At 62.3% G+C, this 22791-nt stretch carries 20 protein-coding genes; 12 read left to right on the forward strand and 8 right to left on the reverse strand.

Going from position 1 to position 22791, the window contains the following annotated elements; translation table 11 throughout:
* Positions 1–294: 294 nt before the first annotated feature.
* Positions 295–681 carry a DUF488 domain-containing protein gene (locus FQ664_RS19065; protein ID WP_144174084.1) on the reverse strand — a complete coding sequence of 129 codons (387 nt, stop codon included), beginning with the start codon at positions 679–681 and terminating at the stop codon, positions 295–297.
* A gap of 128 nt (positions 682–809) precedes the next feature.
* On the opposite strand from FQ664_RS19065, the gene FQ664_RS19070 reads away from it, so the two are divergent.
* Complete coding sequence (locus FQ664_RS19070) at positions 810–2426, forward strand: inorganic phosphate transporter (RefSeq protein ID WP_144174086.1); 1617 nt, start codon at positions 810–812, stop codon at positions 2424–2426.
* A 230-nt stretch (positions 2427–2656) separates the two neighbouring features.
* Here FQ664_RS19070 and FQ664_RS19080 read toward each other — a convergent pair whose 3' ends face one another.
* The 3 genes from FQ664_RS19080 to FQ664_RS19090 form a co-directional block, all read right to left on the reverse strand.
* Entirely contained in the window at positions 2657–3352 is a 696-nt protein-coding gene (locus tag FQ664_RS19080; protein WP_144174089.1) for a glutathione S-transferase N-terminal domain-containing protein, read from the reverse strand.
* Positions 3353–3440: 88 nt separating this feature from the next.
* The gene (locus FQ664_RS19085; RefSeq protein WP_144174091.1) at positions 3441–3938 is read right to left on the reverse strand and encodes a PaaI family thioesterase; all 498 of its coding nucleotides are present in this window, start codon (positions 3936–3938) and stop codon (positions 3441–3443) included.
* Between the two features lie 60 nt (positions 3939–3998).
* Positions 3999–5381: an amino acid permease gene (locus tag FQ664_RS19090; RefSeq protein ID WP_144174093.1), complete on the reverse strand. Its 1383-nt coding sequence runs from the start codon at positions 5379–5381 to the stop codon at positions 3999–4001.
* Positions 5382–5636: 255 nt separating this feature from the next.
* Between FQ664_RS19090 and gcvA the strand changes: the two genes are divergently transcribed.
* Positions 5637–6533 (forward strand): transcriptional regulator GcvA, encoded by an 897-nt coding sequence (gene gcvA / locus FQ664_RS19095; protein ID WP_144174095.1) that lies wholly within the window; start codon positions 5637–5639, stop codon positions 6531–6533.
* A gap of 235 nt (positions 6534–6768) precedes the next feature.
* Positions 6769–8019 (forward strand): 2-aminoadipate transaminase, encoded by a 1251-nt coding sequence (locus FQ664_RS19100; RefSeq protein ID WP_144174096.1) that lies wholly within the window; start codon positions 6769–6771, stop codon positions 8017–8019.
* A 3-nt stretch (positions 8020–8022) separates the two neighbouring features.
* Here FQ664_RS19100 and FQ664_RS19105 read toward each other — a convergent pair whose 3' ends face one another.
* Positions 8023–8325 carry a hypothetical protein gene (locus FQ664_RS19105; RefSeq protein WP_144174098.1) on the reverse strand — a complete coding sequence of 101 codons (303 nt, stop codon included), beginning with the start codon at positions 8323–8325 and terminating at the stop codon, positions 8023–8025.
* Positions 8326–8571: 246 nt separating this feature from the next.
* Here FQ664_RS19105 and FQ664_RS19110 point away from each other — a divergent pair, with 246 nt between their 5' ends.
* Positions 8572–8997 (forward strand): hypothetical protein, encoded by a 426-nt coding sequence (locus FQ664_RS19110; RefSeq protein ID WP_144174100.1) that lies wholly within the window; start codon positions 8572–8574, stop codon positions 8995–8997.
* A gap of 73 nt (positions 8998–9070) precedes the next feature.
* Positions 9071–11182 carry an elongation factor G gene (gene fusA, locus FQ664_RS19115; RefSeq protein WP_144174102.1) on the forward strand — a complete coding sequence of 704 codons (2112 nt, stop codon included), beginning with the start codon at positions 9071–9073 and terminating at the stop codon, positions 11180–11182.
* A 127-nt stretch (positions 11183–11309) separates the two neighbouring features.
* Here the strand turns inward: fusA and FQ664_RS19120 are convergent, their stop codons facing one another.
* Entirely contained in the window at positions 11310–12752 is a 1443-nt protein-coding gene (locus FQ664_RS19120) for a SulP family inorganic anion transporter (protein WP_144174104.1), read from the reverse strand.
* A gap of 90 nt (positions 12753–12842) precedes the next feature.
* Complete coding sequence (locus tag FQ664_RS19125) at positions 12843–14003, reverse strand: ATP-binding protein (RefSeq protein WP_144174106.1); 1161 nt, start codon at positions 14001–14003, stop codon at positions 12843–12845.
* A 157-nt stretch (positions 14004–14160) separates the two neighbouring features.
* Between FQ664_RS19125 and FQ664_RS19130 the strand changes: the two genes are divergently transcribed.
* Positions 14161–14895, forward strand: a complete 735-nt coding sequence (locus FQ664_RS19130) for a secretin N-terminal domain-containing protein (protein WP_144174108.1) — start codon at positions 14161–14163, stop codon at positions 14893–14895.
* Between the two features lie 490 nt (positions 14896–15385).
* A complete protein-coding gene (aceA, locus tag FQ664_RS19135; RefSeq protein ID WP_054913919.1) occupies positions 15386–16711 on the forward strand; it encodes an isocitrate lyase in 1326 nt (441 codons plus the stop codon).
* A gap of 117 nt (positions 16712–16828) precedes the next feature.
* Here the strand turns inward: aceA and FQ664_RS19140 are convergent, their stop codons facing one another.
* Positions 16829–17092 carry a DUF3077 domain-containing protein gene (locus FQ664_RS19140; protein ID WP_144174110.1) on the reverse strand — a complete coding sequence of 88 codons (264 nt, stop codon included), beginning with the start codon at positions 17090–17092 and terminating at the stop codon, positions 16829–16831.
* Between the two features lie 836 nt (positions 17093–17928).
* Between FQ664_RS19140 and FQ664_RS19145 the strand changes: the two genes are divergently transcribed.
* The 5 genes from FQ664_RS19145 (at position 17929) to nuoF (ending at position 22762) form a co-directional block, all read left to right on the forward strand.
* Positions 17929–18342 (forward strand): NADH-quinone oxidoreductase subunit A, encoded by a 414-nt coding sequence (locus FQ664_RS19145; protein WP_003251427.1) that lies wholly within the window; start codon positions 17929–17931, stop codon positions 18340–18342.
* Between the two features lie 9 nt (positions 18343–18351).
* The gene (locus FQ664_RS19150) at positions 18352–19029 is read left to right on the forward strand and encodes a NuoB/complex I 20 kDa subunit family protein (protein WP_003251429.1); all 678 of its coding nucleotides are present in this window, start codon (positions 18352–18354) and stop codon (positions 19027–19029) included.
* A gap of 78 nt (positions 19030–19107) precedes the next feature.
* Positions 19108–20889, forward strand: coding sequence for an NADH-quinone oxidoreductase subunit C/D (gene nuoC / locus FQ664_RS19155; RefSeq protein ID WP_144174112.1), 1782 nt, complete (start codon positions 19108–19110; stop codon positions 20887–20889).
* Between the two features lie 2 nt (positions 20890–20891).
* Positions 20892–21389 (forward strand): NADH-quinone oxidoreductase subunit NuoE, encoded by a 498-nt coding sequence (gene nuoE, locus FQ664_RS19160; RefSeq protein WP_003251433.1) that lies wholly within the window; start codon positions 20892–20894, stop codon positions 21387–21389.
* Positions 21386–22762 carry an NADH-quinone oxidoreductase subunit NuoF gene (gene nuoF, locus FQ664_RS19165; RefSeq protein WP_144174114.1) on the forward strand — a complete coding sequence of 459 codons (1377 nt, stop codon included), beginning with the start codon at positions 21386–21388 and terminating at the stop codon, positions 22760–22762. The genes nuoE and nuoF overlap by 4 nt, the downstream gene beginning before the upstream one ends.
* Positions 22763–22791 lie beyond the last annotated feature (29 nt).

Raw genomic sequence — 22791 nt, forward strand, 5'->3', positions numbered from 1 at the left:
CGGCAAGCCAGGCTCTCATAGAACTGCACATAACTCGTTGAATTAGCAGGGCCCCTGTGGGAGCGGCTTTAGCCGCGAACACCGGCGCAGCCGGTGCCATGCACCGCGTTGGATTCTTCGCGGCTAAAGCCGCTCCCACAGGATACACGGACCGCTTGCGAATTCAGTTCTCTATGCGACAGCGCAGCCCAAAGGGCTGGGCCAGCTCCCACAGGTACAGCGCTGCCTTCAAGGCTATCGCTGTACCTGTGGGAGCTGGCTTGCCGGCGACAGGGCCGGTACAACGAATATCGATCATTGGCCGTAGCACACGGGCGAACTGCCAGGCCCACGCCGGTCCAGTTCGTCCTCCAGCCATTCAGCCAGCACCCGGGCATTGTTATGCTCGGTGTCCTTGCCCGCATAAAGCAATGTCAGCGCGCCCTTCCCCGCCAGGTCCAGCAGCGGGTACCAGTGTTCGGGGTGGGCTGCCAGTTCCTGCTGGTAGCGCCGGGTGAAGCCGGCGAAGTCCACTTCACCCTGGTGAAACGCCTTGCGCAATTCAGCCGAGGGTGCAACTTCGCGCAACCACTGCCCGTGCAGATCGTCCTTGCGCTTGTTACGCGGCCACAGGCGATCGACCAGCACGCGCTGGCCATCGTCTTGCTCAATCGCATCGTAGACACGCTTGCAGCGAATCATGGGTTTCTCCTGCCATTACCGTCCGTCTTGAGCCTAGATAAATCATTGATCGAGGTCACGGCCGGGTCAGGAATTGTTTCTATGCTCAAGGCCTTCGGCACCTTCGCCCCACGCCAACCGGAGCCCCCATGGCAACCCCGTCACTGGCCAGCCAGCCGCAACTGACCCAACGCGATTCCCGCCCGCAGCTTGCCCACAAGCCTGGGCGTGCCACCCTGGTGTTGTTCTTCGGCCTGCTGCTGGTCGGCATCACCTACACCGCCTGGAGCCTGAAGCAGGATGTGACGGCCAGCGGCACGGTAATCACCACGGTCACGCCATTCCTGCTGCTGGGCCTGGCCTTGCTGATTGCCCTGGGCTTCGAGTTCGTCAATGGCTTCCATGACACCGCCAACGCAGTGGCCACCGTGATCTACACCCACTCGTTGCCGGCACCGGTAGCCGTGGTCTGGTCCGGGCTGTGCAACTTCCTCGGCGTGCTGCTCTCCAGCGGCGCGGTGGCGTTCGGCATCATCGCCCTGCTGCCGGTGGAGCTGATTCTTCAGGTCGGCTCTTCGGCCGGTTTCGCCATGGTCTTCGCCCTGCTGCTGGCGGCGATCATCTGGAACCTCGGCACCTGGTGGCTGGGCCTGCCAGCATCATCCTCGCACACCCTGATCGGTTCGATCATCGGTGTGGGCGTGGCCAATGCGCTGATGCACGGGCGCGACGGTACCAGCGGCGTGGACTGGGCCCAGGCCAGCAAGGTCGGTTATGCCTTGCTGTTTTCGCCACTGATCGGCTTTGCCTGCGCTGCCCTGTTGCTGCTGGCCCTGCGCGCGCTGGTCAAGCGCCAGGCACTGTACCAGGCGCCGGAAGGCCAGACACCACCACCGTGGTGGATCCGCGGCGTGCTGATCCTGACCTGCACCGGGGTGTCCTTTGCCCACGGCTCCAACGACGGCCAGAAAGGCATGGGCCTGATCATGCTGATTCTGGTTGGCACCCTGCCGATGGCTTACGCGCTGAACAAGACCATGCCCAATCAGCAGGCCCTGCAGTTTTCCGCCGTCGCCGAGGTAACCCGCCAGGCACTGCTGCGCAACGACCCGCAAGCGGCCCCGGCCGACCCTCGCCAGGTGCTGACCGCGTTCATTGCCGAACCCAAGGCCAGCCCGCAACTGGTCCCGGCGCTGGCGGCGCTGACCGGCATGATCGGCGAAGAGGTCAAAGGTTATGGCTCGCTCAAGCGGGTACCGGCCGAAGCCATGGCCAACGTGCGCAACGACATGTACCTGACCAGCGAAGCCATCCGCCTGATCGAGAAGAACCAGCTGGTGGCGTTCGATGCCGACACCCGCAGCCATGTGCTGCTGTTCAAGACCCAGCTGGATGACGCCACCCGCTACATCCCGCTGTGGGTGAAAGTGGCCGTGGCCATCGCGCTGGGGCTGGGGACCATGGTCGGCTGGCGGCGCATCGTGGTGACGGTAGGCGAGAAGATCGGCAAGACCCACCTCAGCTATGCCCAGGGTGCTTCAGCCGAGGTGGTGGCAATGTGCACCATTGGTGCGGCGGACATGTTCGGGTTGCCGGTGTCGACCACCCACGTGCTGAGCTCCGGGGTAGCCGGGACCATGGTGGCCAACGGCTCGGGGATTCAGACGCGCACGCTGATCAACCTGCTGATGGCCTGGGTGCTGACCTTGCCGGCAGCGATGCTGTTGGCCGGCAGCCTGTACTGGCTGCTGCACCACATCTTCTGAATCTGTACGCCGCTCTCATAGAACTGCACATAACTCGTTGAATTAGCAGGGCCCCTGTGGGAGCGGCTTTAGCCGCGAACACCGGCGCAGCCGGTGCCATGCACCGCGTTGGTTTCTTCGCGGCTAAAGCCGCTCCCACAGGATGCACGGACCGCTTGCGAATTCAGTTCTCTATGCGACAGCGCAGCCCAAAGGGCTGGGCCAGCTCCCACAGGTTCAGCGCAACCTGATCAACCTGGAATTTTCAGCCCGCGTTGCACCGCCGGCCGCTCGAGAAACGCCGCCAGCACCCGCTGCACTTGCTTGAACTGATCGAAGCCGACCAGGTCACCGGCGTTGTAACGCTCCACCAGGTTACGCACCCACGGGAAGATCGCGATGTCGGCAATGCTGTACTCGTCGACCATCCATTCCCGGCCTTTCAAATGCCGGTCCAGCACACCAAGCAGGCGCCTGGACTCGTTGACATAACGGTCCCGCGGGCGCTTGTCCTCGTATTCCTTGCCAGCAAAGAAATGGAAGAAGCCAACCTGGCCGAACATCGGCCCGATGCCGCCCATCTGGAACATCAGCCACTGCAGGGTCTGGTATCGCTGGGCCGGATCCTGGCTGAGCAACTGGCCGCTCTTCTCCGCCAGGTACTGCAGGATCGCCCCCGACTCGAACAGCGACAGCGCCTGACCGCCCGGGCCATTGGGGTCGAGGATGGCGGGGATCTTGTTGTTGGCGCTGAGCGAGATGAACTCGGCACTCAGCTGGTCATCGTTGTCGAAGCTGACCCTGTGCGGCTCATAGGCCAGGCCAATCTCTTCGAGCATGATCGACACCTTGACGCCGTTGGGTGTCGGCAGTGAATACAGCTGCAGACGCTCGGGGTGTCTGGCCGGCCATTTGCGGGTAATGGGGAAAGCACTGAGATCGGTCATGATCAACCTTGCCGGGGGGAATGAACCTCTCACTCTAGAGACATCCCCGGCGGCTGACCATCACCGACCAGTTGTCAGCACGGGCAGTTCAGGCTTGGCCGTGAGCCTTGAGCTTGAGCTTTTCGGTATCGACGCGGACGAACACCGAGTCGGCGGTCACCGTCAGCACATCGTCAGCCCAGACTTCGCAGATCACCCGGGTCTTGCGCCCGACCTCACCTTCCACACGCGCCTTGAGCAACAATTCGACGCCCATGGGTGTGGGCTTGAGGTAGTTCAGGCCGAGGCTGCCAGTGACACAGTCGATGCGCGGCAGGCTCCCCGCTGCGCGACCTTCGTTGCGGTAGTGGTAAGCCATTGCCGTCCAGTTGGAGTGGCAGTCGACCAGCATCGCCAGCAGGCCGCCGTAGACCAGGCCGGGCCAGCCGATGAAGGTGCTGTCGGGCGCGTGCCGGCACAACAGGTGGATGCCGTCGGCATCCCAATGGCTTTGCAGGTGCAGGCCGCTGGGGTGGGCGCAACCGCAACCGTAGCAAGTGCCGTCGGGTGCCGCGAGGGCTTGGAGGGAAAGGGAGTGGTCGTTCATACGCTTCCTGTGCTTATTGATATGGGGGGCGCGCAACGCCCCCACATTAAAACAAAAACATCAGGCCGTCTGGGCAACCACCCTGGCCCGCCGCTGGGTCAGCGAAACCAGCAGGATGAACGCGGTTACCCCGGCGGTCATCAGTGTCTCGTAGCGGTAGGCATCGCTGAACAACATGTAACCCAGCACCATGACGATGGTGCCGATCACCAGCCAGGTCAGCCATGGGAACAGCCACATCTTCAGCTCCAGCGGCCGCCCTTCACGCTCGGCACGAGCCCGCATGCGTAGCTGCGACACGGCAATCACCAGGTACACCAGCAAGGCGATGGCGCCGGTAGTGGACAGCAGGAAGCCGAACACCTTGCCCGGGAACACATAGTTGACGAAGCACCCGGCAAAGCCGGCCAGGGTCGAGAAGATGACCGCCACGGTCGGCACGCCAGAACCGGAAATACGCTTGGTCACGCTCAGCGCCTGGCCACGGGCGCCCAGCGAATAGAGCATGCGCGACGCGGTGTACAGGCCCGAGTTCATGCAACTGGTCACGGCCACCAGCACCACGATATCCACCAGCAACTTGGCGCCCGGCACGTTCAACACCTCCAGCACGCGCTGGAACGAACCCACCGCTTTAAGCCCCGGGTCGTTCCAGGCCACCAGCGACACCACCAGGAAGATCGACGCCAGGTAGAAGATGGCGATGCGGTACACCACCAGGTTGGTGGCGCGGCGGATCTTGTCTTTCGGGTTGGCGGTTTCGTCAGCGGCAATGGTGACGATTTCGGCGCCGAAGAACGAGAAGATGGTGATCAGCACGCCACCGAGTACGGTGCCGAAACCGTTGGGCATGAAGCCGCCGCTGTCCCACAACCGACTCACCCCGGACACCTCGGCCAACGGCCAGACGCCGAACACCGCCAGGCTGCAGACCACGATGAAGGCGATGATCGCCACCACCTTGACCAACGCGAACCAGTATTCGAAGGCCCCGAAGTTCTTCACGCTGATCAGGTTGGTACCCGACAGCACCAGCATGATCAGGAAGGCAAACAGCCACGACGGCACACCGGGAAAGTAGGCATGCAGGATATCGGCACCGGCAATGGCCTCGACGGGAATGATCAGGACCCAGAACCACCAGTAAAGCCAACCGATGGTAAAACCTGCCCAAGGGCCGATGGCTTCGGAGGCATAGGTGGAAAACGAGCCGCTGTTGGGGTTGGCGATGGCCATTTCGCCCAGCATGCGCATCACCAGCAAGACCAGCAGGCCGGTCATGGCGTAAGAGATGAGGATGGCCGGACCGGCGGTGGCGATGGCGTTGGAGGAACCGATGAACAGACCGGCACCGATGATGCCGGCGATGGAAATCATGGATACCTGACGGGACGTCAGGCCGTGCTGCAGGGAACGCTGTTTGTTGTTGTGTTGCGAAGCCATGAAGAACCCTCGAATGGGTCGGCCGCAGCGGAGCGGCTGAAGACTGGAGCAGAATTCTTATAAATTTCTGATGTACGTTGTTGTTGTTTTGCAGATGCCGGAAGCAGGTATTGACCTCCTCTTTGCACGACCGGTTGTAATCGTTGATCCAGGTCAGTATTAATCTATAGGGCGGGGTCAACAAACGACCTTTTCGAAACACATGATTCCAACACGGAATGAACTCCTTCCTTTTTTGCTCGGTATTTGCCCGTCATGTCCAAACGCCTGATGCCTTCGACCACCGCCCTTCAGTGCTTCGAAGCCGCCGCCCGCCACCTCAGCTTCACCCGCGCGGCCCAGGAACTGCACCTGACCCAGAGCGCCGTCAGCAAGCAGGTGGCGCAACTCGAGGACATGCTCTCGCACTCACTGTTCCAGCGCATTCGCCGGCGCCTGCACCTGACCCCTGCCGGCGCGCTGTACCTCACCGAAGTGAACAAGATCCTCACCCAGATCGACATTTCCAGCCGCTACATCCTCAGCTACGGCGACGAGACCGAAGTGCTGCGCATCGCCACCCAGCCCACCTTCGGCGCGCGCTGGCTGGTGCCCCGGCTGAAGGGTTTTGGCGACCGCTACCCGCGCATTCACCTGGATATCCGCAACGAACTGGAGCCGTTCGACCTGGTGCAGGCCAAGGCCGACGTTGCGTTTTTCTTTGGCCAGGGCACCTGGCCCGGGGCAACTTGTATCGAACTGTTCAGCGAGGAGGTGGTGCCGGTGTGCAGCCCGCAGCTGCTGGCCAACCACCGTTTCGACAGTGCCCAGGCGCTGACCGAACACCGCCTGTTGCAGTGCGTGTCACGCCCGGAGGCCTGGCACGAATGGTTTCTGGGGCTGGGGTTGCATAGCCAGAACAGCTACCACGGGCCACGCTTCGACACGTTCTACCTGTGCATCCGCGCAGCCATTGCCGGCTGCGGCATCGCCCTGATTCCGCGCTACCTGGTGGCCGAAGAACTGAGCGAGGGCAAGCTGGTGGTGGCCTGGGACCACCCGGTGGCGAGCAATGGCCGGCACTTCATCGCCCATGCCGAGCATGCCGCCGAAGTGCCCAAGGTGCGGGCCTTTGTGCAGTGGATCCGGGAGCGGGTGGCCGAGGGGGATTGATATCACCTGGGCGGGCCTCTTCGCGGGTAAACCCGCTCCCACAGGGATCGCACAGCTTTCAAGTGTGGCGCCGTACCTGTGGGAGCGGGTTCACCCGCGAAGAGGCCAGTGCCAGCAATACAAAATCAGCCAAGATCAAGAATCCAGGGAATAACCGCAATCGAATAATTCGTTTGCGGAATAACCCGCCAACACGCTTGGATAATAAGAAATTCGAACAAAGGTCCGCGTGCCCATGAACCAGGAAAGTATCAGCCAATCCATTGCCATCGTTCACCCGATTACACTTTCCCATGGCCGTAATGCCGAAGTCTGGGACACCGACGGCAAACGTTACATCGACTTCGTCGGCGGTATCGGCGTACTCAACCTGGGCCACTGTAACCCGGCCGTGGTCGAGGCGATCCAGGCCCAGGCCACTCGTCTGACCCACTACGCCTTCAACGCAGCCCCCCACGGTCCGTATCTGGCGTTGATGGAGCAACTGAGCCAATTCGTGCCGGTCAGCTACCCCTTGGCCGGCATGCTCACCAACAGCGGCGCGGAAGCCGCGGAAAACGCCCTTAAAGTGGCCCGCGGTGCCACCGGCAAACGCGCCATCATCGCCTTCGACGGCGGCTTCCACGGTCGCACCCTGGCCACCCTGAACCTCAACGGCAAGGTCGCCCCGTACAAGCAACGGGTCGGTGAGCTGCCGGGGCCGGTGTACCACCTGCCCTACCCCAGCGCCGACACCGGGGTTACCTGCGAACAGGCCCTCAAGGCCATGGACCGCCTGTTCAGCGTCGAGCTGGCAGTGGAGGACGTGGCGGCGTTCATCTTCGAGCCGGTGCAGGGCGAAGGCGGCTTCCTCGCCCTTGATCCGGGCTTCGCCCAGGCCCTGCGCCGCTTCTGCGACGAACGCGGGATCCTGATCATCATCGACGAGATCCAGTCGGGTTTCGGTCGTACCGGCCAGCGCTTCGCCTTCCCGCGCTTAGGGCTTGAGCCCGACCTGCTGCTGTTGGCCAAAAGTATTGCTGGCGGCATGCCGCTGGGTGCGGTGGTCGGGCGCAAGGAGTTGATGGCGGCGCTGCCCAAGGGCGGCCTGGGGGGCACCTATTCGGGCAACCCGATCGCCTGCGCGGCGGCCCTGGCCAGCCTGGCGCAGATGACCGACGAGAACGTCGCCACCTGGGGTGAGCGCCAGGAGCAGGCAATCGTGCGCCGCTACGAGCGCTGGAAGGCTTCGGGGCTGAGCCCGTTCATCGGCCGCCTGACCGGCGTCGGCGCCATGCGCGGGATCGAGTTCGTCAATGCCGACGGCAGCCCGGCACCGGCGCACCTGGCCAAGGTGATGGAAGCAGCGCGGGCCAAGGGCCTGCTACTGATGCCCAGCGGCAAGGCGCGGCACATCATCCGCCTGCTGGCACCGCTGACTATCGAGGCCGAAGTGCTCGAGGAAGGCCTGGATATCCTCGAACAGTGCCTGGCCGAGCTGAACTGATACTTACAAATCCAGTTCTGCCGGGGTGAGCATGTCGGACTCGAAGGCAATCCAGCCGCCTTCGAGTTCGGCGTGGCCGTTGACGATGGGGCCGTAGTAGGTCAGGCCGTTTTCCAGGGTCACGCAGATATGCGTGGCCGACTTTTCAGGGGCTGCGAGCGTACCGACGAAATGCACCTTTTTCAGCGTTTCGGTCACCGCTTCCAGGCCAACGCGCATGTTGGGGTTTTCCGAGGCCTCGGCGTCGCCGCCACGGTCTTCGGCGCTGATGGTGACGGTGGCGATGTACGGGTACTTGGTGCTCAAGCGGGGTTACCTCTGTGGGTGTGTAGGCATATGGGCGCGTAGAGTACGGCAGGTGATCTCTATTGTCTCTACTGGCCTCTTCGCGGGTAAACCCGCTCGCACAGGGACCGCACACTGCCCACGGCGCGCGCAATACCTGTGGGAGCGGGTTTACCCGCGAAGAGGCCGGGCCTGCAAAAGGTGATCTGAAGGGTCCGATCTGTTAGGGTGCCCGCCGATGCAAGCCACACCACACGAGGATCCCGAGTGAGCGCCGAAGAACCCCTGATCGCCGACCTGTTCGAAGTCGACAAACGCCTGTCCCTCAAGCCCGTGGTGGACTTCAACAGCTACCTGCGCAACGCCTTCGGCGAAGGCCCGTGCCGTTGCCACCGCTGCACCGAAGGTGGCGACCAAAGCACCTACAGCCACGCCCACACCTTCACCTTCGACGGTCGCCAATGGCACCGCCGCTTCGCCTGCACCTCTGGCAGCGACGTCGCCCAGGCCCTGAAAAAGGCCTGGCTGTCGTACACCAAGGCCGATCTCAACCTGGTCGGTGCACTGGACCTGGCCACCCTCAAGACCTTCACCGAAGCCGCCCTGCATACGCGCCTGCTGGCCCTGCTGCCAGCCAGCGGCCTGGCCCGCGAAGTGGACGGCCAGTGGCTGCTGCAAGCCCAGGCCGACTGACGGCCCGGCGGCACGGCAGGATTCTCCCGGTCTGCTACCGTGGGAGAATCCGCTCATCCACAGGTAGTCCGCCATGGCCCGTACAACGCCCATCGAGCTGTACCGCAATATCGGCATCGTCGCCCATGTGGACGCCGGCAAGACCACGACCACCGAGCGGATCCTGTTCTACACCGGGGTCAACCACAAGATGGGCGAAGTGCACGATGGTGCCGCGACCATGGACTGGATGGCTCAGGAGCAGGAGCGCGGCATCACCATCACCTCGGCGGCGACCACCGCCTTCTGGCAGGGCTCGACCAAGCAGTTCGCTCACAAGTACCGCTTCAACATCATCGACACCCCCGGCCACGTCGACTTCACCATCGAGGTGGAGCGCTCGCTGCGCGTGCTCGATGGCGCGGTGGTGGTGTTCAGCGGCGCGGACGGGGTCGAACCACAGTCCGAGACCGTTTGGCGCCAGGCCAACAAGTACCACGTGCCGCGCCTGGCCTACATCAACAAGATGGACCGCCAGGGCGCCGACTTCCTGCGCGTGGTCAGGCAGATCGACCAGCGCCTGGGTCACCACCCGGTACCCATCCAGCTGGCCATCGGCAGCGAAGAAAACTTCGTCGGCCAGATCGACCTGGTGAAAATGAAGGCCATCTACTGGAACGACGCCGACCAGGGCACCAGCTACCGCGAAGAAGACATCCCTGCCGAGCTGCAGGCGCTGGCCGACGAGTGGCGCGCGCACATGATCGAGGCGGCGGCCGAGGCCGATGATGAACTGACCATGAAGTTTCTCGACGGCGCGGACCTGAGCATCGAGGAGATCAAGGCCGGCCTGCGCAAACGCACCTTGAACAACGAGATCGTGCCGACCATTCTCGGCTCATCGTTCAAGAACAAGGGTGTGCCGCTGATGCTCGACGCGGTCATCGACTACCTGCCCGCCCCGTCGGAAATCCCGGCCATCAAGGGCACCGACCCGGACGACGAAGAAAAGCACCTGGAGCGCCACGCCGACGACAGCGAGCCGTTCTCGGCCCTGGCGTTCAAGATCGCCACCGACCCGTTCGTCGGCACCCTGACCTTCGCCCGGGTCTATTCCGGCGTGCTCAGTTCCGGCAACGCAGTGCTCAACTCGGTCAAGGGCAAGAAGGAACGCATCGGCCGCATGGTGCAGATGCATGCCAACCAGCGCGCCGAAATCAAGGACGTGTGCGCCGGCGACATCGCCGCGCTGATCGGCATGAAGGACGTGACCACCGGCGACACCCTGTGCGACATGGACAAACCGATCATCCTCGAACGCATGGACTTCCCCGACCCGGTAATTTCCGTGGCAGTGGAGCCGAAGACCAAGGCCGACCAGGAAAAAATGGGCATCGCCCTGGGCAAGCTGGCCCAGGAAGACCCGTCATTTCGCGTGCGCACCGACGAAGAGACCGGCCAGACCATTATCTCGGGCATGGGCGAGTTGCACCTGGACATCATCGTCGACCGCATGCGCCGCGAGTTCAACGTCGAGGCCAGCATCGGCAAGCCACAGGTGGCCTACCGCGAAAAAATCCGTAACACGTGCGAGATCGAAGGCCGCTTCGTCCGCCAGTCCGGTGGCCGAGGCCAGTACGGCCACTGCTGGATCCGCTTCGCCCCCGGCGACGAGGGTAAGGAAGGCCTGGAGTTCATCAACGAGATCGTCGGCGGCGTGGTACCGCGCGAGTACATCCCGGCAATCCAGAAGGGCATCGAGGAACAGATGAAGAACGGCGTACTCGCCGGCTACCCGCTGATCAACCTCAAGGCGGCGGTGTACGACGGCTCGTACCACGATGTCGACTCCAACGAAATGGCCTACAAGATCGCCGCCTCGATGGCCACCAAGCAGCTGTCGCAGAAAGGTGGAGCGGTGTTGCTGGAGCCGGTGATGAAGGTGGAAGTGGTGACCCCGGAGGAGTACCAGGGTGACATCCTCGGCGACCTCAGCCGGCGCCGCGGGATGATCCAGGATGGTGACGAAACGCCGGCCGGCAAGGTGATCCGCGCCGAGGTGCCGCTGGGCGAGATGTTCGGCTACGCCACCTCGATGCGCTCCATGACCCAGGGCCGGGCGAGTTTCTCGATGGAGTTCACCCGCTATGCCGAGGCCCCGGCGAGCATTGCCGAGGCCATCGTCAAGAAGAACCGCGGCGAATAAACCTTTCGCCTGCACCAGCCTCTTCGCGGCTAAAGCCCCACAGGGACAACACAGACAGTGAATACTGTGCAGGACCTGTGGGAGCGGCTTTAGCCGCGAAGAGGCCGGCACAGGCAACAACCAACCATCAGTGCTGCTCGCCAGCCCGCTTCAGCAGCTTCTTGCAGCGTTCCGACAAATGCACCACGCGCAATTGCTTGCCCGCCTTGGCATACCGCTCGCGCAAGGTCTGCAACGCCGCTACCGCCGAATAATCGACAAAGCTCAAATGCTGGCAATCCAGGGTCACCCTGGCCGGGTCGTTAGCCGGGTCGAACTGGTTGAGGAACGGCGTGGTCGAGGCAAAGAACAGCGTGCCATGCACCTGGTAATGCTTGCCCCCTTCCCCGTCCTCATGGCTGTCGGCATACAGTTCCCGCGCATGCTGCCAGGCAAAGTTCAGGGCTGCGATGACGACGCCGAACAGCACCGCCATGGCCAAGTCGGTGAACACCGTGACCACGGTCACCGCAATGATCGCCAGCACATCGCTCAGCGGCACCTTGTGCAGCACCCGCAGGGACGCCCAGGCAAAGGTCTGCTGCGCCACCACGAACATCACCCCGACCAGCGCCGCCAGCGGAATACGCTCGATCAGCGGGGCCAGGAACAGCACGAACAGCAGGATCATCACCCCGGCCACCACGCCCGACAGCCGACCACGGCCATTGGAGCTGAGGTTGATCACCGTCTGGCCGATCATCGCGCAACCACCCATGCCGCCACACAGGCCGGAAACCATGTTGGCCGCACCCAGTGCCACGCACTCGCGGTCCGGGTAGCCACGGCTCTCGGTGATTTCATCGGTCAGGTTGAGCGTAAGCAGGGTTTCCAGCAGGCCGACCATGGCCATCAGCACCGCGTAAGGGACGATGATCTTCAGGGTTTCAAGATTCCACGGTACGTCCGGCAGGGCCAGGTGTGGCAGACCGCCGGCGATGTGCGCCATGTCGCCCAGGGTGCGAGTGGGCAGGCCCAGCAGGTACACCAGCAAACCAACGCTGAGGATCGCCACCAGCGCCGGCGGCACCGCACGGGTCAGTTTCGGCAACACGTAGACCACCAGCATGGTCAGCGCCACCAGGCCTATCATCAGGTACAGCGGCGCACCGCTGAGCCAGTGCTCACCCTGCTTGAAGTGCTCCAACTGGGCCAGGGCGATGACGATGGCCAGGCCGTTGACGAAGCCGAGCATCACCGGGTACGGCACCAACCGCACCAGCTTGCCCAGGCGCAGCACACCGAACAGGATCATCACCACGCCCCCCAGCAGCACCGTCGCCAGCAGGTACTGCGCACCGTGCTGCACCACCAGCGCGACGATCACCACCGCCATCGAGCCGGCAGCGCCGGAGATCATCCCCGGCCGGCCACCGAACAGCGCCGTCAGGGTGCAGATGATGAAGGCGCCATACAGGCCCATCAACGGGTTGAGATGCGCCACCAGGGCAAAGGCGATGCACTCGGGCACCAGGGCGAACGAGGTGGTCAGGCCGGCAAGCAGGTCGGCGCGGAGTCGGGCGGGTTTCATGGGCATCCTGTGGGCGGTTCGGGCGGGCGGTACAAAAACAAGGGGCGCGATGTTACGGAATTTGTCCGGCAGCAGCCACCGCAAAGGCGCCTAGCGCCCGACCGAGGTCAACCATTCGGCCATTGCGGTATCTTCGAGTGCATACTCACCACGATTGGCCTTCCAGACCAGTTCCTTGTCGCGCAGAGCATCAAGGGCCTTCTGTACGTTAGGTGTGCTGGCATTGGCCTCGGTTTGGGCCAGTTCCAGCTTGCGGCTGACATCGGCCAGGGTTTGCTCGGCAAAGGGCGAAAAAGGCTGCCGGCCAAGTGTGCGCTCGGCCATTACCTCAAGCACTGCCTGCTGCAGGGGCGAAAGCTCGTTCCAGGCGCTTTCGTAGTCACTCCATACGCCGGCTTGATGATTGAGTACCCCATTGCGCAGCAGCTCACCCAGGTTGCCTGCCTCGCCCAAACCGACACTGACCTCGGCCAGCAGCTTGTTGAGCATTTCCGGGCGGCGGCCAACCAGCTCAAAAGCGTATGCCAGGTCCTCGACCTTGAACTGGTTGCTGTCGGCCAGGCGCTGGTTCCACAAGGCCGTGATGAACTCCACATATTCACGCCCCAGCAAGGGGAATGGCGTGATACTGGCACCAAAGAACGGCTGCTTGCTCTTCAACACCAGGTTGGCCAGCTTGTCGCGGCTGGAACCGGTGAACACCAGGCGCAAGCCATCCGGACGGTCACCACGGTTGAGATGGTCCCGCGCGGCCTTTAGCGCGAACATCGCGTTCAGGCCATCTTTACTGTTGAGGGCATGCTGGGCCTCGTCGATGATCAGTACCACCATCTGCCCCGACACTTGGTGCAACACGGCAAGCGCCTGAGCCAAGGTCGTACCCTCAGGCAGGTGCGGGCGGGTAAAGTCCCAACTGAGGGTACGCAGCAGGTTCACCTTGTCGATACCTGCCTTTTTCGCAGCTTTGGCCAGCGCACCTTCGAAGTGACCCAGCGCAGCACCGATGGCGCCACTGATCAGTTCTGCCGGCGCGGCGTCGCGGTCCGACCACAGATCGACGTAAACCGGTAGCCAGCCGCGCCGAACGCATTCGGGGATGAAGTCATTGTTGAGGAAGGTGCTCTTGCCCGTACGCCGGGGCGCGGCGAGGAACATGCCAGAGCTGTAATCGACCAGCGACTCACCGGCCAGGTCCTGGCCCAGGGCCTTGGCCAACTGATCACGACGCAGCAGCGGGCGAATGGGCGACATGTGATTATCCTAAATTATCTCAATGACTATAATTTATAGCCTACAAGATAAAACCCGATAGATCACCCCATCACCGCACATCACCGACGTGATCCAGATCCTGCACACAGCCGGTAATTTTGCCATCATGTTGGTTCACCCTGCGGAGATCATGGACATGCCGCTACGCCCCCTATGCGCCGCCCTGCTGCTGGCCGCCAGCCTTACCGCCCAAGCCGCCACCGAGGTACTGCCGTTACAGCACCGCAGCAGCACCGAACTGCTGCCCGCCACCCAGGCGTTCATCGGCAAGGACGGCACGGTCAGCGCTTTCGAGAACAAGCTGATCGTCAATGCCAGCCCCGAGCGCATCGACGACCTGCGCACCTTGCTGCAACAGCTGGACACCGCACCCAAGCGCCTGCTGATCAGCGTCGACAACAACGACAGCAACTTCCAGGACAACCGTGGCAACGCGCGCGTCATCCATTACGGCACCAGCAACCGTGACGGCGGCATGCAGCAGGTCCAGGCCAGCGAAGGCCAGCCGGCACTGATCCAGGTAGGCCAGAGCATCCCGATCACCAGCACCAGTACCGACGGCTACGGGCGCATCCAGAGCAACACCGAATACCGCAACGTGACCCAGGGCTTCTACGTCACCCCAAGCCTGAGTGGCGAAACGGTTCGTCTGCAAATAAGCAGCAATAATGACCGCATCAGCCATGAACGTGCAGATGTAGTGAATGTGCAAAGCACCGACACGACAGTCACCGGCAAGCTCGGCGAATGGATCACACTGGCCGGGCACAATCAGCAGAGCCAAGCCGATCGCAGCGTATCAAGCCGCAACTACAGCACCCAGCGCGGTGAAAACATGACTTTACGTGTCAAAGTCGACCTTCTCGACTGACCCCAGGCAATTCAAGGCCTCGACCAAAGGCCTTGAAACTGACTGCCAAGTCGCATTAGACCAAAGATGTAGTAAGCATAAAAAACCACTACAAAACATTTGACAGGGTCTTTTTCCCAAGGGCATGATGGCCTCGCTCCCGCTAATCAGGGGCCCTGGCAAGGGCCTTCGAGGCGCGCTCCTCCCACCCCTGGAGGCGTCTCGTGTCTATACGGCCCACAAGGCGGTTCGACGGGATTGCGACTGCAACGAAGAAGTTGTCCCGAGGGACGGAAGCGCATCACCGCAGTACTGGCAATCGCGTAGCACCGCAGCAAGGCAACCACGAGCCGACCTGCCGGAGCCCCCTTTCGCCTGGCCTGCACACCCTTCCCCTTCGAGCCTTCGCGTTCGCCGCCGCACTCCTGCGAACAGGACAGCCGCCAGCTCCCTGATCTGCTTCGAGCATCAGCACAATTACCCCAAGATCGATGCGACGAGGTTTATTTCCATGGCACTGACACGCGAACAGCAAATTGCAGCCCTCGAGAAAGACTGGGCCGAGAACCCGCGCTGGAAAGGCGTGACCCGTACCTACACCGCCGCTGATGTCGTTCGCCTGCGTGGCTCCGTGCAACCGGAGCACACCTTTGCCCGCCAGGGTGCAGAAAAACTGTGGAAGCTGGTCACCGAAGGTGCCCACCCATCCTTCCGCCCTGAAAAAGATTTCGTCAACTGCATGGGCGCCCTGACCGGCGGCCAGGCAGTGCAGCAGGTCAAGGCCGGCATCCAGGCCATCTACCTGTCCGGCTGGCAGGTTGCCGCCGACAACAACTCGGCCGAGTCCATGTACCCCGACCAGTCGCTGTACCCGGTCGACTCGGTACCGACCGTGGTCAAGCGTATCAACAATGCATTCCGTCGCGCCGACCAGATCCAGTGGAAAGCCGGCAAGAACCCGGGCGACGATGGCTACATCGATTACTTCGCACCGATCGTGGCTGACGCCGAAGCCGGTTTCGGTGGTGTACTGAACGCCTACGAGCTGATGAAGAACATGATCGAAGCAGGCGCCGCCGGCGTGCACTTCGAAGACCAGCTGGCCTCGGTGAAAAAATGTGGCCACATGGGTGGCAAGGTACTGGTACCGACCCAGGAAGCCGTGCAGAAACTGGTGGCCGCGCGCCTGGCCGCTGACGTATCGGGCGTACCGACCATCATCCTGGCCCGTACCGACGCCAACGCCGCCGACCTGCTGACCAGCGACTGCGACCCGTACGACCAGCCGTTCGTAATTGGCGAGCGCACCCGTGAAGGCTTCTACAAGGTCCGCGCCGGCCTCGACCAGGCCATCGCCCGCGGCCTGGCCTACGCGCCGTACGCCGACCTGATCTGGTGCGAAACCGCCAAGCCGGACCTGGACGAAGCCCGCCGCTTCGCCGAAGCGATCAAGAAGGAGTACCCGGACCAGATCCTGTCGTACAACTGCTCGCCTTCCTTCAACTGGAAGAAGAACCTGGACGACGCCACCATCGCCAAGTTCCAGCGCGAGCTGTCGGCCATGGGCTACAAGCACCAGTTCATCACCCTGGCCGGCATCCACAACATGTGGCACGGCATGTTCAACCTGGCGCACGACTACGCCCGCAACGACATGACCGCCTACGTCAAGCTGCAAGAGCAGGAATTCGCTGACGCCAGCAAAGGCTACACCTTCGTCGCGCACCAGCAGGAAGTGGGCACTGGCTACTTCGACGACATGACCACTGTTATTCAGGGTGGCGCTTCGTCGGTGACTGCACTGACTGGTTCGACCGAGGAAGAGCAATTCCACTGATAGTGGGTTGCTGTTGAAGAAAGGCCCGGGGCTTGTGAAAGCCCTGGGCCTTTTTTATACCTGCATCCAATCGACGAGGAATACATCGAAACTGTAGGAGCGCAGCCCAGTGATACCTCAGTGCTTCATGCCCAGCTCGGCATCATCCATCAACGCCTTGGCCATCGCGCTGAGGTAATGGGCGACCCAGATCATCATCGGCTTTTCGTCCATCAGGCCGGTCATAGTGAGTTCACGCACGTAGCCCATCCGTTCCGAAGATTGCTCGCGGGCGTCGCGGCAGGGAATGCCTGGCTCGATGCGGAACAGTGGGTGGGTGCCGTTTTCGCCTTGGTAGAAGGTGGTTTTGCCGACGGTGAATAGGGTTTCTTCTGTTGTCATTGATGTATCCCCTGGAATGTCTCGAATGCCTGGATGAGCCGGATCAAGGGGGCCTCGAGGGAATGAGATTGCGTCAGGGCGGCGAGATGCCTGCCTCGGCTTTGGCGGTGTCGCGCAGATCGAGCGCCGCCCGCGCGGCGCATCGCGAGCTGCGCTCGCTCCTACGTTTGTTTCGGGCCAATTATGCCTATGGGATTTGCGCGCGGACGCCTTGGCACATGACGCGAGATCGCGTCGTACGAACAAGGCGGTCGCGCGCGCCTGTCACAGGCGTTACTGGCCCGAAACAAACGTAGGAGCGAGCGCAGCTCGCGATGCGCCGCGCGGGCGGCGCTCGATCTCATAGGCGCTGCATTCCTTTCGCCATACCCATGGCAGCCCTGACTCAATCCAAGCGCTCAACCGATAAAGTATTGACCCAGAGCGGTGCAAGCGGTGCCGACAGCTGCTAGAACAGGCGTTTTTCGCATTTGCAAGTAGGGATGAATCGCCAGATGAACTTTACAAGGCGCAGAACAACCCAATTACATGGCATCGACTCAAATGATATCAATTATCATTACGAAACCTGCAATTCGTTACCCGTCGCAAGAAACATAATTAACAAAACCGCACGCAATCCCCGAATCTCAAGGCTTTCAGCCAGTTACAAGCTGGTTTTGTACTTAATCCTACGAATAAATTTGCGACAGAAATTTTACTTGCACCGGGTTTACCCATAAAATCAGCGCGATTGATTCAGCTGCGACATTTGGTCACTGCATGTGCGACGCCAGGTCGCCGCTCTACACTTATTTCAGACTGCAGAGCTGGGTCTCTGTATAAGGATCTCTAGCATGTCCGATTCGGCAGGACTCATCGCCCACAACTGGGGCTTTGCCATCTTCCTCCTGGGTGTCGTCGGCCTGTGCGCCTTCATGCTCGGCCTGTCCAGCCTGCTCGGTAGCAAGGCCTGGGGCCGCGCCAAGAACGAACCCTTCGAATCCGGCATGCTGCCTGTCGGCAGCGCCCGCCTGCGCCTGTCCGCCAAATTCTATCTGGTCGCGATGCTGTTCGTGATCTTCGATATCGAAGCCCTCTTTCTCTTTGCATGGTCTGTGTCCGTCCGCGAAAGCGGCTGGACCGGATTCGTCGAAGCACTCGTTTTCATAGCAATTCTGTTGGCTGGTCTTGTCTACCTATGGCGCGTCGGGGCACTTGATTGGGCTCCCGAAGGTCGCCGCAAGCGGCAAGCGAAGCTGAAACAATGAGGCTTTGGCATGCAATACAATCTCACCAGAATCGATCCGGATGCGCCCAACGAGCAGTACCCGGTCGGTGAACGGGAAACCGTCACCGATCAACTGCTAGAGGACCAGGTCCACAAGAACATCTTCATGGGCAAGCTTGAAGATGTGCTGCGTGGCGCGGTCAACTGGGGCCGCAAGAACTCCCTCTGGCCGTACAACTTCGGCCTGTCCTGCTGCTACGTGGAAATGACCACGGCCTTCACGGCACCCCACGACATCGCCCGCTTCGGCGCCGAAGTCATCCGGGCCTCGCCGCGTCAGGCCGACTTCATGGTCATCGCCGGTACCTGCTTCGTCAAAATGGCGCCGATCATTCAGCGCCTGTACGAGCAGATGCTCGAGCCGAAATGGGTCATCTCCATGGGTTCGTGCGCCAACTCCGGTGGCATGTACGATATCTACTCGGTCGTTCAGGGGGTCGACAAGTTCCTCCCCGTGGACGTCTATGTGCCCGGCTGCCCGCCACGCCCTGAGGCTTTCCTGCAAGGCTTGATGCTGCTGCAGGAGTCGATCGGCCAAGAACGACGCCCGCTTTCCTGGGTTGTTGGTGATCAAGGTATTTACCGTGCCGAGATGCCAGCCCAGAAAGACCTGCGTCGTGAGCAGCGCATTGCCGTAACCAACCTGCGCAGCCCCGACGAAGTCTGATCCAGCGACCTGCCGCCCGCTCCCCTGGAGCCGGCGGCCTGGCTTCATTCTTAACGTTGACCCAAAGCGACCGAGACCATGACAGCGGACAACGCTATTTTCATTCCGCCCTACAAGGCTGACGACCAGGATGTGGTCGTCGAACTGCACAACCGTTTTGGCGCCGAAGCTTTCGTCGCCCAGGAAACCCGCACCGGCATGCCCGTGCTGTGGGTCAAGCGCGAGCAACTCAAAGAAGTGCTCAGCTTCCTGCGTGGCGTAGCCAAACCGTACAGCATGCTGTACGACCTGCACGGCGTCGACGAACGCCTACGCACCCAGCGCCGCGGCCTGCCCGCTGCCGACTTCAGCGTGTTCTACCACCTGCTGTCGATCGAGCGTAACAGCGATGTGATGATCAAGGTGTCGCTCAGCGAAGGCGACCTGAACCTGCCGACCGTGACCGGTATCTGGCCAAACGCCAACTGGTACGAGCGCGAAGTCTGGGACATGTTCGGCATCGACTTTGCCGGCCACCCGCACCTCAGCCGCATCATGATGCCGCCCACCTGGGAAGGCCACCCGCTGCGCAAGGACTACCCGGCCCGCGCCACCGAGTTCGACCCCTACAGCCTGACCCTGGCCAAGCAGCAGCTTGAAGAGGAATCGGCACGCTTCAACCCGGAAGCCTGGGGCATGAAGCGCCAGGGCGCCAACGAGGACTACATGTTCCTCAACCTCGGCCCCAACCACCCTTCCGCGCACGGTGCCTTCCGTATCGTCCTGCAGCTGGACGGTGAAGAGATCGTCGACTGCGTACCGGACATCGGCTACCACCACCGTGGTGCCGAAAAAATGGCCGAGCGCCAGTCCTGGCACAGCTTCATCCCCTACACCGACCGTATCGACTACCTCGGCGGGGTAATGAACAACCTGCCGTACGTGCTCGCGGTCGAGAAGCTGGCCGGCATCAAGGTGCCACAGAAGGTCGACACCATCCGCGTGATGCTGGCCGAGTTCTTCCGTATCACCAGCCACCTGCTGTTCCTGGGTACCTATATCCAGGACGTCGGCGCCATGACCCCGGTGTTCTTCACCTTCACCGACCGCCAGCGCGCCTACACCGTGATCGAAGCGATCACCGGTTTCCGCCTGCACCCGGCCTGGTACCGCATCGGCGGCGTCGCCCACGACCTGCCGCGCGGCTGGGACAAGCTGGTCAAGGACTTCGTCGAATGGCTGCCCAAGCGCCTCGACGAATACACCAAGGCTGCCCTGCAGAACAGCATCCTCAAGGGCCGCACCATCGGCGTTGCCGCGTACAACACCAAGGAAGCCCTGGCCTGGGGTACCACCGGTGCCGGCCTGCGTGCCACCGGTTGCGACTTCGACCTGCGCAAGGCCCGCCCCTACTCCGGCTACGAGAACTTCGAATTCGAAGTACCGCTGGCCCACAACGGCGATGCCTACGATCGCTGCATGGTCCGTGTCGAGGAGATGCGCCAGAGTATCCGCATCATCGACCAGTGCCTGCGCAACATGCCGGAAGGCCCGTACAAGGCGGACCACCCGCTGACCACGCCGCCGCCGAAAGAGCGCACCCTGCAGCACATCGAGACCCTGATCACGCACTTCCTGCAAGTCTCGTGGGGCCCGGTCATGCCGGCCAACGAGTCGTTCCAGATGATCGAGGCGACCAAGGGCATCAACAGTTACTACCTGACGAGCGATGGCGGCACCATGAGCTACCGCACCCGGATCCGTACCCCGAGCTACCCGCACCTGCAGCAGATCCCTTCGGTGATCAAAGGCAGCATGGTTGCCGACCTCATTGCGTACCTGGGCAGTATCGACTTCGTTATGGCTGACGTGGACCGCTAAGCATGAACAGCACGCTTATCCAGACAGACCGTTTCGCCCTGAGCGAAACCGAGCGCTCGGCCATCGAGCACGAAATGCATCACTACGAGGACCCGCGCGCGGCGTCCATCGAAGCCCTGAAGATCGTCCAGAAGGAACGTGGCTGGGTGCCGGACGGCGCCATCCACGCCATCGGCGAAGTGCTGGGCATCCCGGCCAGCGACGTCGAAGGTGTCGCCACCTTCTACAGCCAGATCTTCCGTCAGCCGGTCGGCCGCCACATCATCCGTGTGTGCGACAGCATGGTCTGCTACATCGGCGGCCATGAATCGGTGGTCAGCCAGATCCAGAGCGAACTGGGCATCGGCCTCGGCCAGACCACCGCGGACGGGCGCTTCACCCTGCTGCCGGTGTGCTGCCTGGGCAACTGCGACAAAGCCCCGGCGCTGATGATCGACGACGACACCTTCGGTGACGTGCAGCCGGCTGGCGTTTCCAAACTGCTGGAGGGTTACGTATGACCATTACTTCCTTCGGCCCGGCCAACCGCATCGCGCGCACGGCCGAAACCCACCCGCTGACCTGGCGCCTGCGAGACGACGGCGAGCCGGTCTGGCTTGCCGAGTACGAGTCGAAGAACGGCTACGCCGCTGCGCGCAAGGCGCTGGCGCAGATGTCGGCCGACGACATCGTGCAGAGCGTCAAGGACTCCGGCCTCAAGGGCCGCGGTGGCGCAGGCTTCCCCACTGGCGTGAAGTGGGGCCTGATGCCCAAAGACGAATCCATGAACATCCGCTACCTGCTGTGCAACGCGGACGAAATGGAGCCGAATACCTGGAAGGACCGCATGCTGATGGAGCAACAGCCCCATCTGCTGGTCGAGGGCATGCTGATCAGCGCCCGCGCCCTGAAGGCCTACCGTGGCTACATCTTCCTGCGTGGCGAATACACCACCGCAGCGAAGAACCTCAACCGCGCCATCGACGAAGCCAAGGCCGCCGGCCTGCTGGGCAAGAACATCCTCGGTAGCGGTTTCGATTTCGAGCTGTTCGTGCACACCGGTGCCGGCCGCTACATCTGCGGTGAAGAAACCGCACTGATCAACTCGCTGGAAGGCCGCCGCGCCAACCCGCGTTCCAAGCCGCCCTTCCCTGCTGCCGTTGGCGTGTGGGGCAAGCCGACTTGCGTGAACAACGTCGAGACCCTGTGCAACGTGCCGGCCATCGTCGCCAACGGCAACGACTGGTACAAGTCGCTGGCCCGCGAAGGCAGCGAAGACCACGGCACCAAGCTGATGGGCTTCTCCGGCAAGGTGAAAAACCCGGGCCTGTGGGAACTGCCGTTCGGCGTCACCGCCCGTGAACTGTTCGAAGACTACGCCGGCGGCATGCGCGACGGCTTCAAGCTCAAGTGCTGGCAGCCAGGCGGTGCCGGTACCGGCTTCCTGCTGCCAGAGCACCTCGACGCGCAGATGTACGCCGGTGGCATCGCCAAGGTCGGCACCCGTATGGGTACCGGTCTGGCCATGGCGGTGGACGACAGCATCAACATGGTTTCGCTGCTGCGCAACATGGAAGAGTTCTTCGCCCGCGAGTCGTGCGGCTGGTGCACCCCATGCCGTGACGGCCTGCCGTGGAGCGTGAAGATGCTGCGCGCACTGGAGAAAGGCCAGGGCCGCGCCGAAGACATCGAGACGCTGCTGGGCCTGGTCAACTTCCTCGGCCCAGGCCGTACCTTCTGCGCTCACGCGCCGGGTGCCGTCGAGCCGCTGGGCAGTGCCATCAAATACTTCCGGTCGGAGTTCGAGGCCGGTGTCGCTCCCGCTCACGCGGGCGACACCCTGCGCCCGAACCTTCCCGTTAATCAGAGCGGGCCGATCGTGGTCGGCGCATAACAAGATGATTAGGCGGGTGGTCCGTGCCA

The sequence above is a fragment of the Pseudomonas persica genome (genome assembly GCF_900291015.1).
In the GTDB taxonomy this organism is placed as follows: Bacteria; Pseudomonadota; Gammaproteobacteria; order Pseudomonadales; family Pseudomonadaceae; genus Aquipseudomonas.

Excerpts from the sequence above, each read along its gene's own strand:
- FQ664_RS19065 (WP_144174084.1), bottom strand. The coding sequence starts at position 681 with ATGATTCGCTGCAAGCGTGTCTACGATGCGATTGAGCAAGACGATGGC.
- FQ664_RS19070 (WP_144174086.1), top strand. The coding sequence starts at position 810 with ATGGCAACCCCGTCACTGGCCAGCCAGCCGCAACTGACCCAACGCGAT.
- FQ664_RS19080 (WP_144174089.1), bottom strand. The coding sequence starts at position 3,352 with ATGACCGATCTCAGTGCTTTCCCCATTACCCGCAAATGGCCGGCCAGA.
- FQ664_RS19085 (WP_144174091.1), bottom strand. The coding sequence starts at position 3,938 with ATGAACGACCACTCCCTTTCCCTCCAAGCCCTCGCGGCACCCGACGGC.
- FQ664_RS19090 (WP_144174093.1), bottom strand. The coding sequence starts at position 5,381 with ATGGCTTCGCAACACAACAACAAACAGCGTTCCCTGCAGCACGGCCTG.
- gcvA (WP_144174095.1), top strand. The coding sequence starts at position 5,637 with ATGTCCAAACGCCTGATGCCTTCGACCACCGCCCTTCAGTGCTTCGAA.
- FQ664_RS19100 (WP_144174096.1), top strand. The coding sequence starts at position 6,769 with ATGAACCAGGAAAGTATCAGCCAATCCATTGCCATCGTTCACCCGATT.
- fusA (WP_144174102.1), top strand. The coding sequence starts at position 9,071 with ATGGCCCGTACAACGCCCATCGAGCTGTACCGCAATATCGGCATCGTC.
- FQ664_RS19120 (WP_144174104.1), bottom strand. The coding sequence starts at position 12,752 with ATGAAACCCGCCCGACTCCGCGCCGACCTGCTTGCCGGCCTGACCACC.
- FQ664_RS19125 (WP_144174106.1), bottom strand. The coding sequence starts at position 14,003 with ATGTCGCCCATTCGCCCGCTGCTGCGTCGTGATCAGTTGGCCAAGGCC.
- FQ664_RS19130 (WP_144174108.1), top strand. The coding sequence starts at position 14,161 with ATGCCGCTACGCCCCCTATGCGCCGCCCTGCTGCTGGCCGCCAGCCTT.
- aceA (WP_054913919.1), top strand. The coding sequence starts at position 15,386 with ATGGCACTGACACGCGAACAGCAAATTGCAGCCCTCGAGAAAGACTGG.
- FQ664_RS19140 (WP_144174110.1), bottom strand. The coding sequence starts at position 17,092 with ATGACAACAGAAGAAACCCTATTCACCGTCGGCAAAACCACCTTCTAC.
- FQ664_RS19145 (WP_003251427.1), top strand. The coding sequence starts at position 17,929 with ATGTCCGATTCGGCAGGACTCATCGCCCACAACTGGGGCTTTGCCATC.
- FQ664_RS19150 (WP_003251429.1), top strand. The coding sequence starts at position 18,352 with ATGCAATACAATCTCACCAGAATCGATCCGGATGCGCCCAACGAGCAG.
- nuoC (WP_144174112.1), top strand. The coding sequence starts at position 19,108 with ATGACAGCGGACAACGCTATTTTCATTCCGCCCTACAAGGCTGACGAC.
- nuoE (WP_003251433.1), top strand. The coding sequence starts at position 20,892 with ATGAACAGCACGCTTATCCAGACAGACCGTTTCGCCCTGAGCGAAACC.
- nuoF (WP_144174114.1), top strand. The coding sequence starts at position 21,386 with ATGACCATTACTTCCTTCGGCCCGGCCAACCGCATCGCGCGCACGGCC.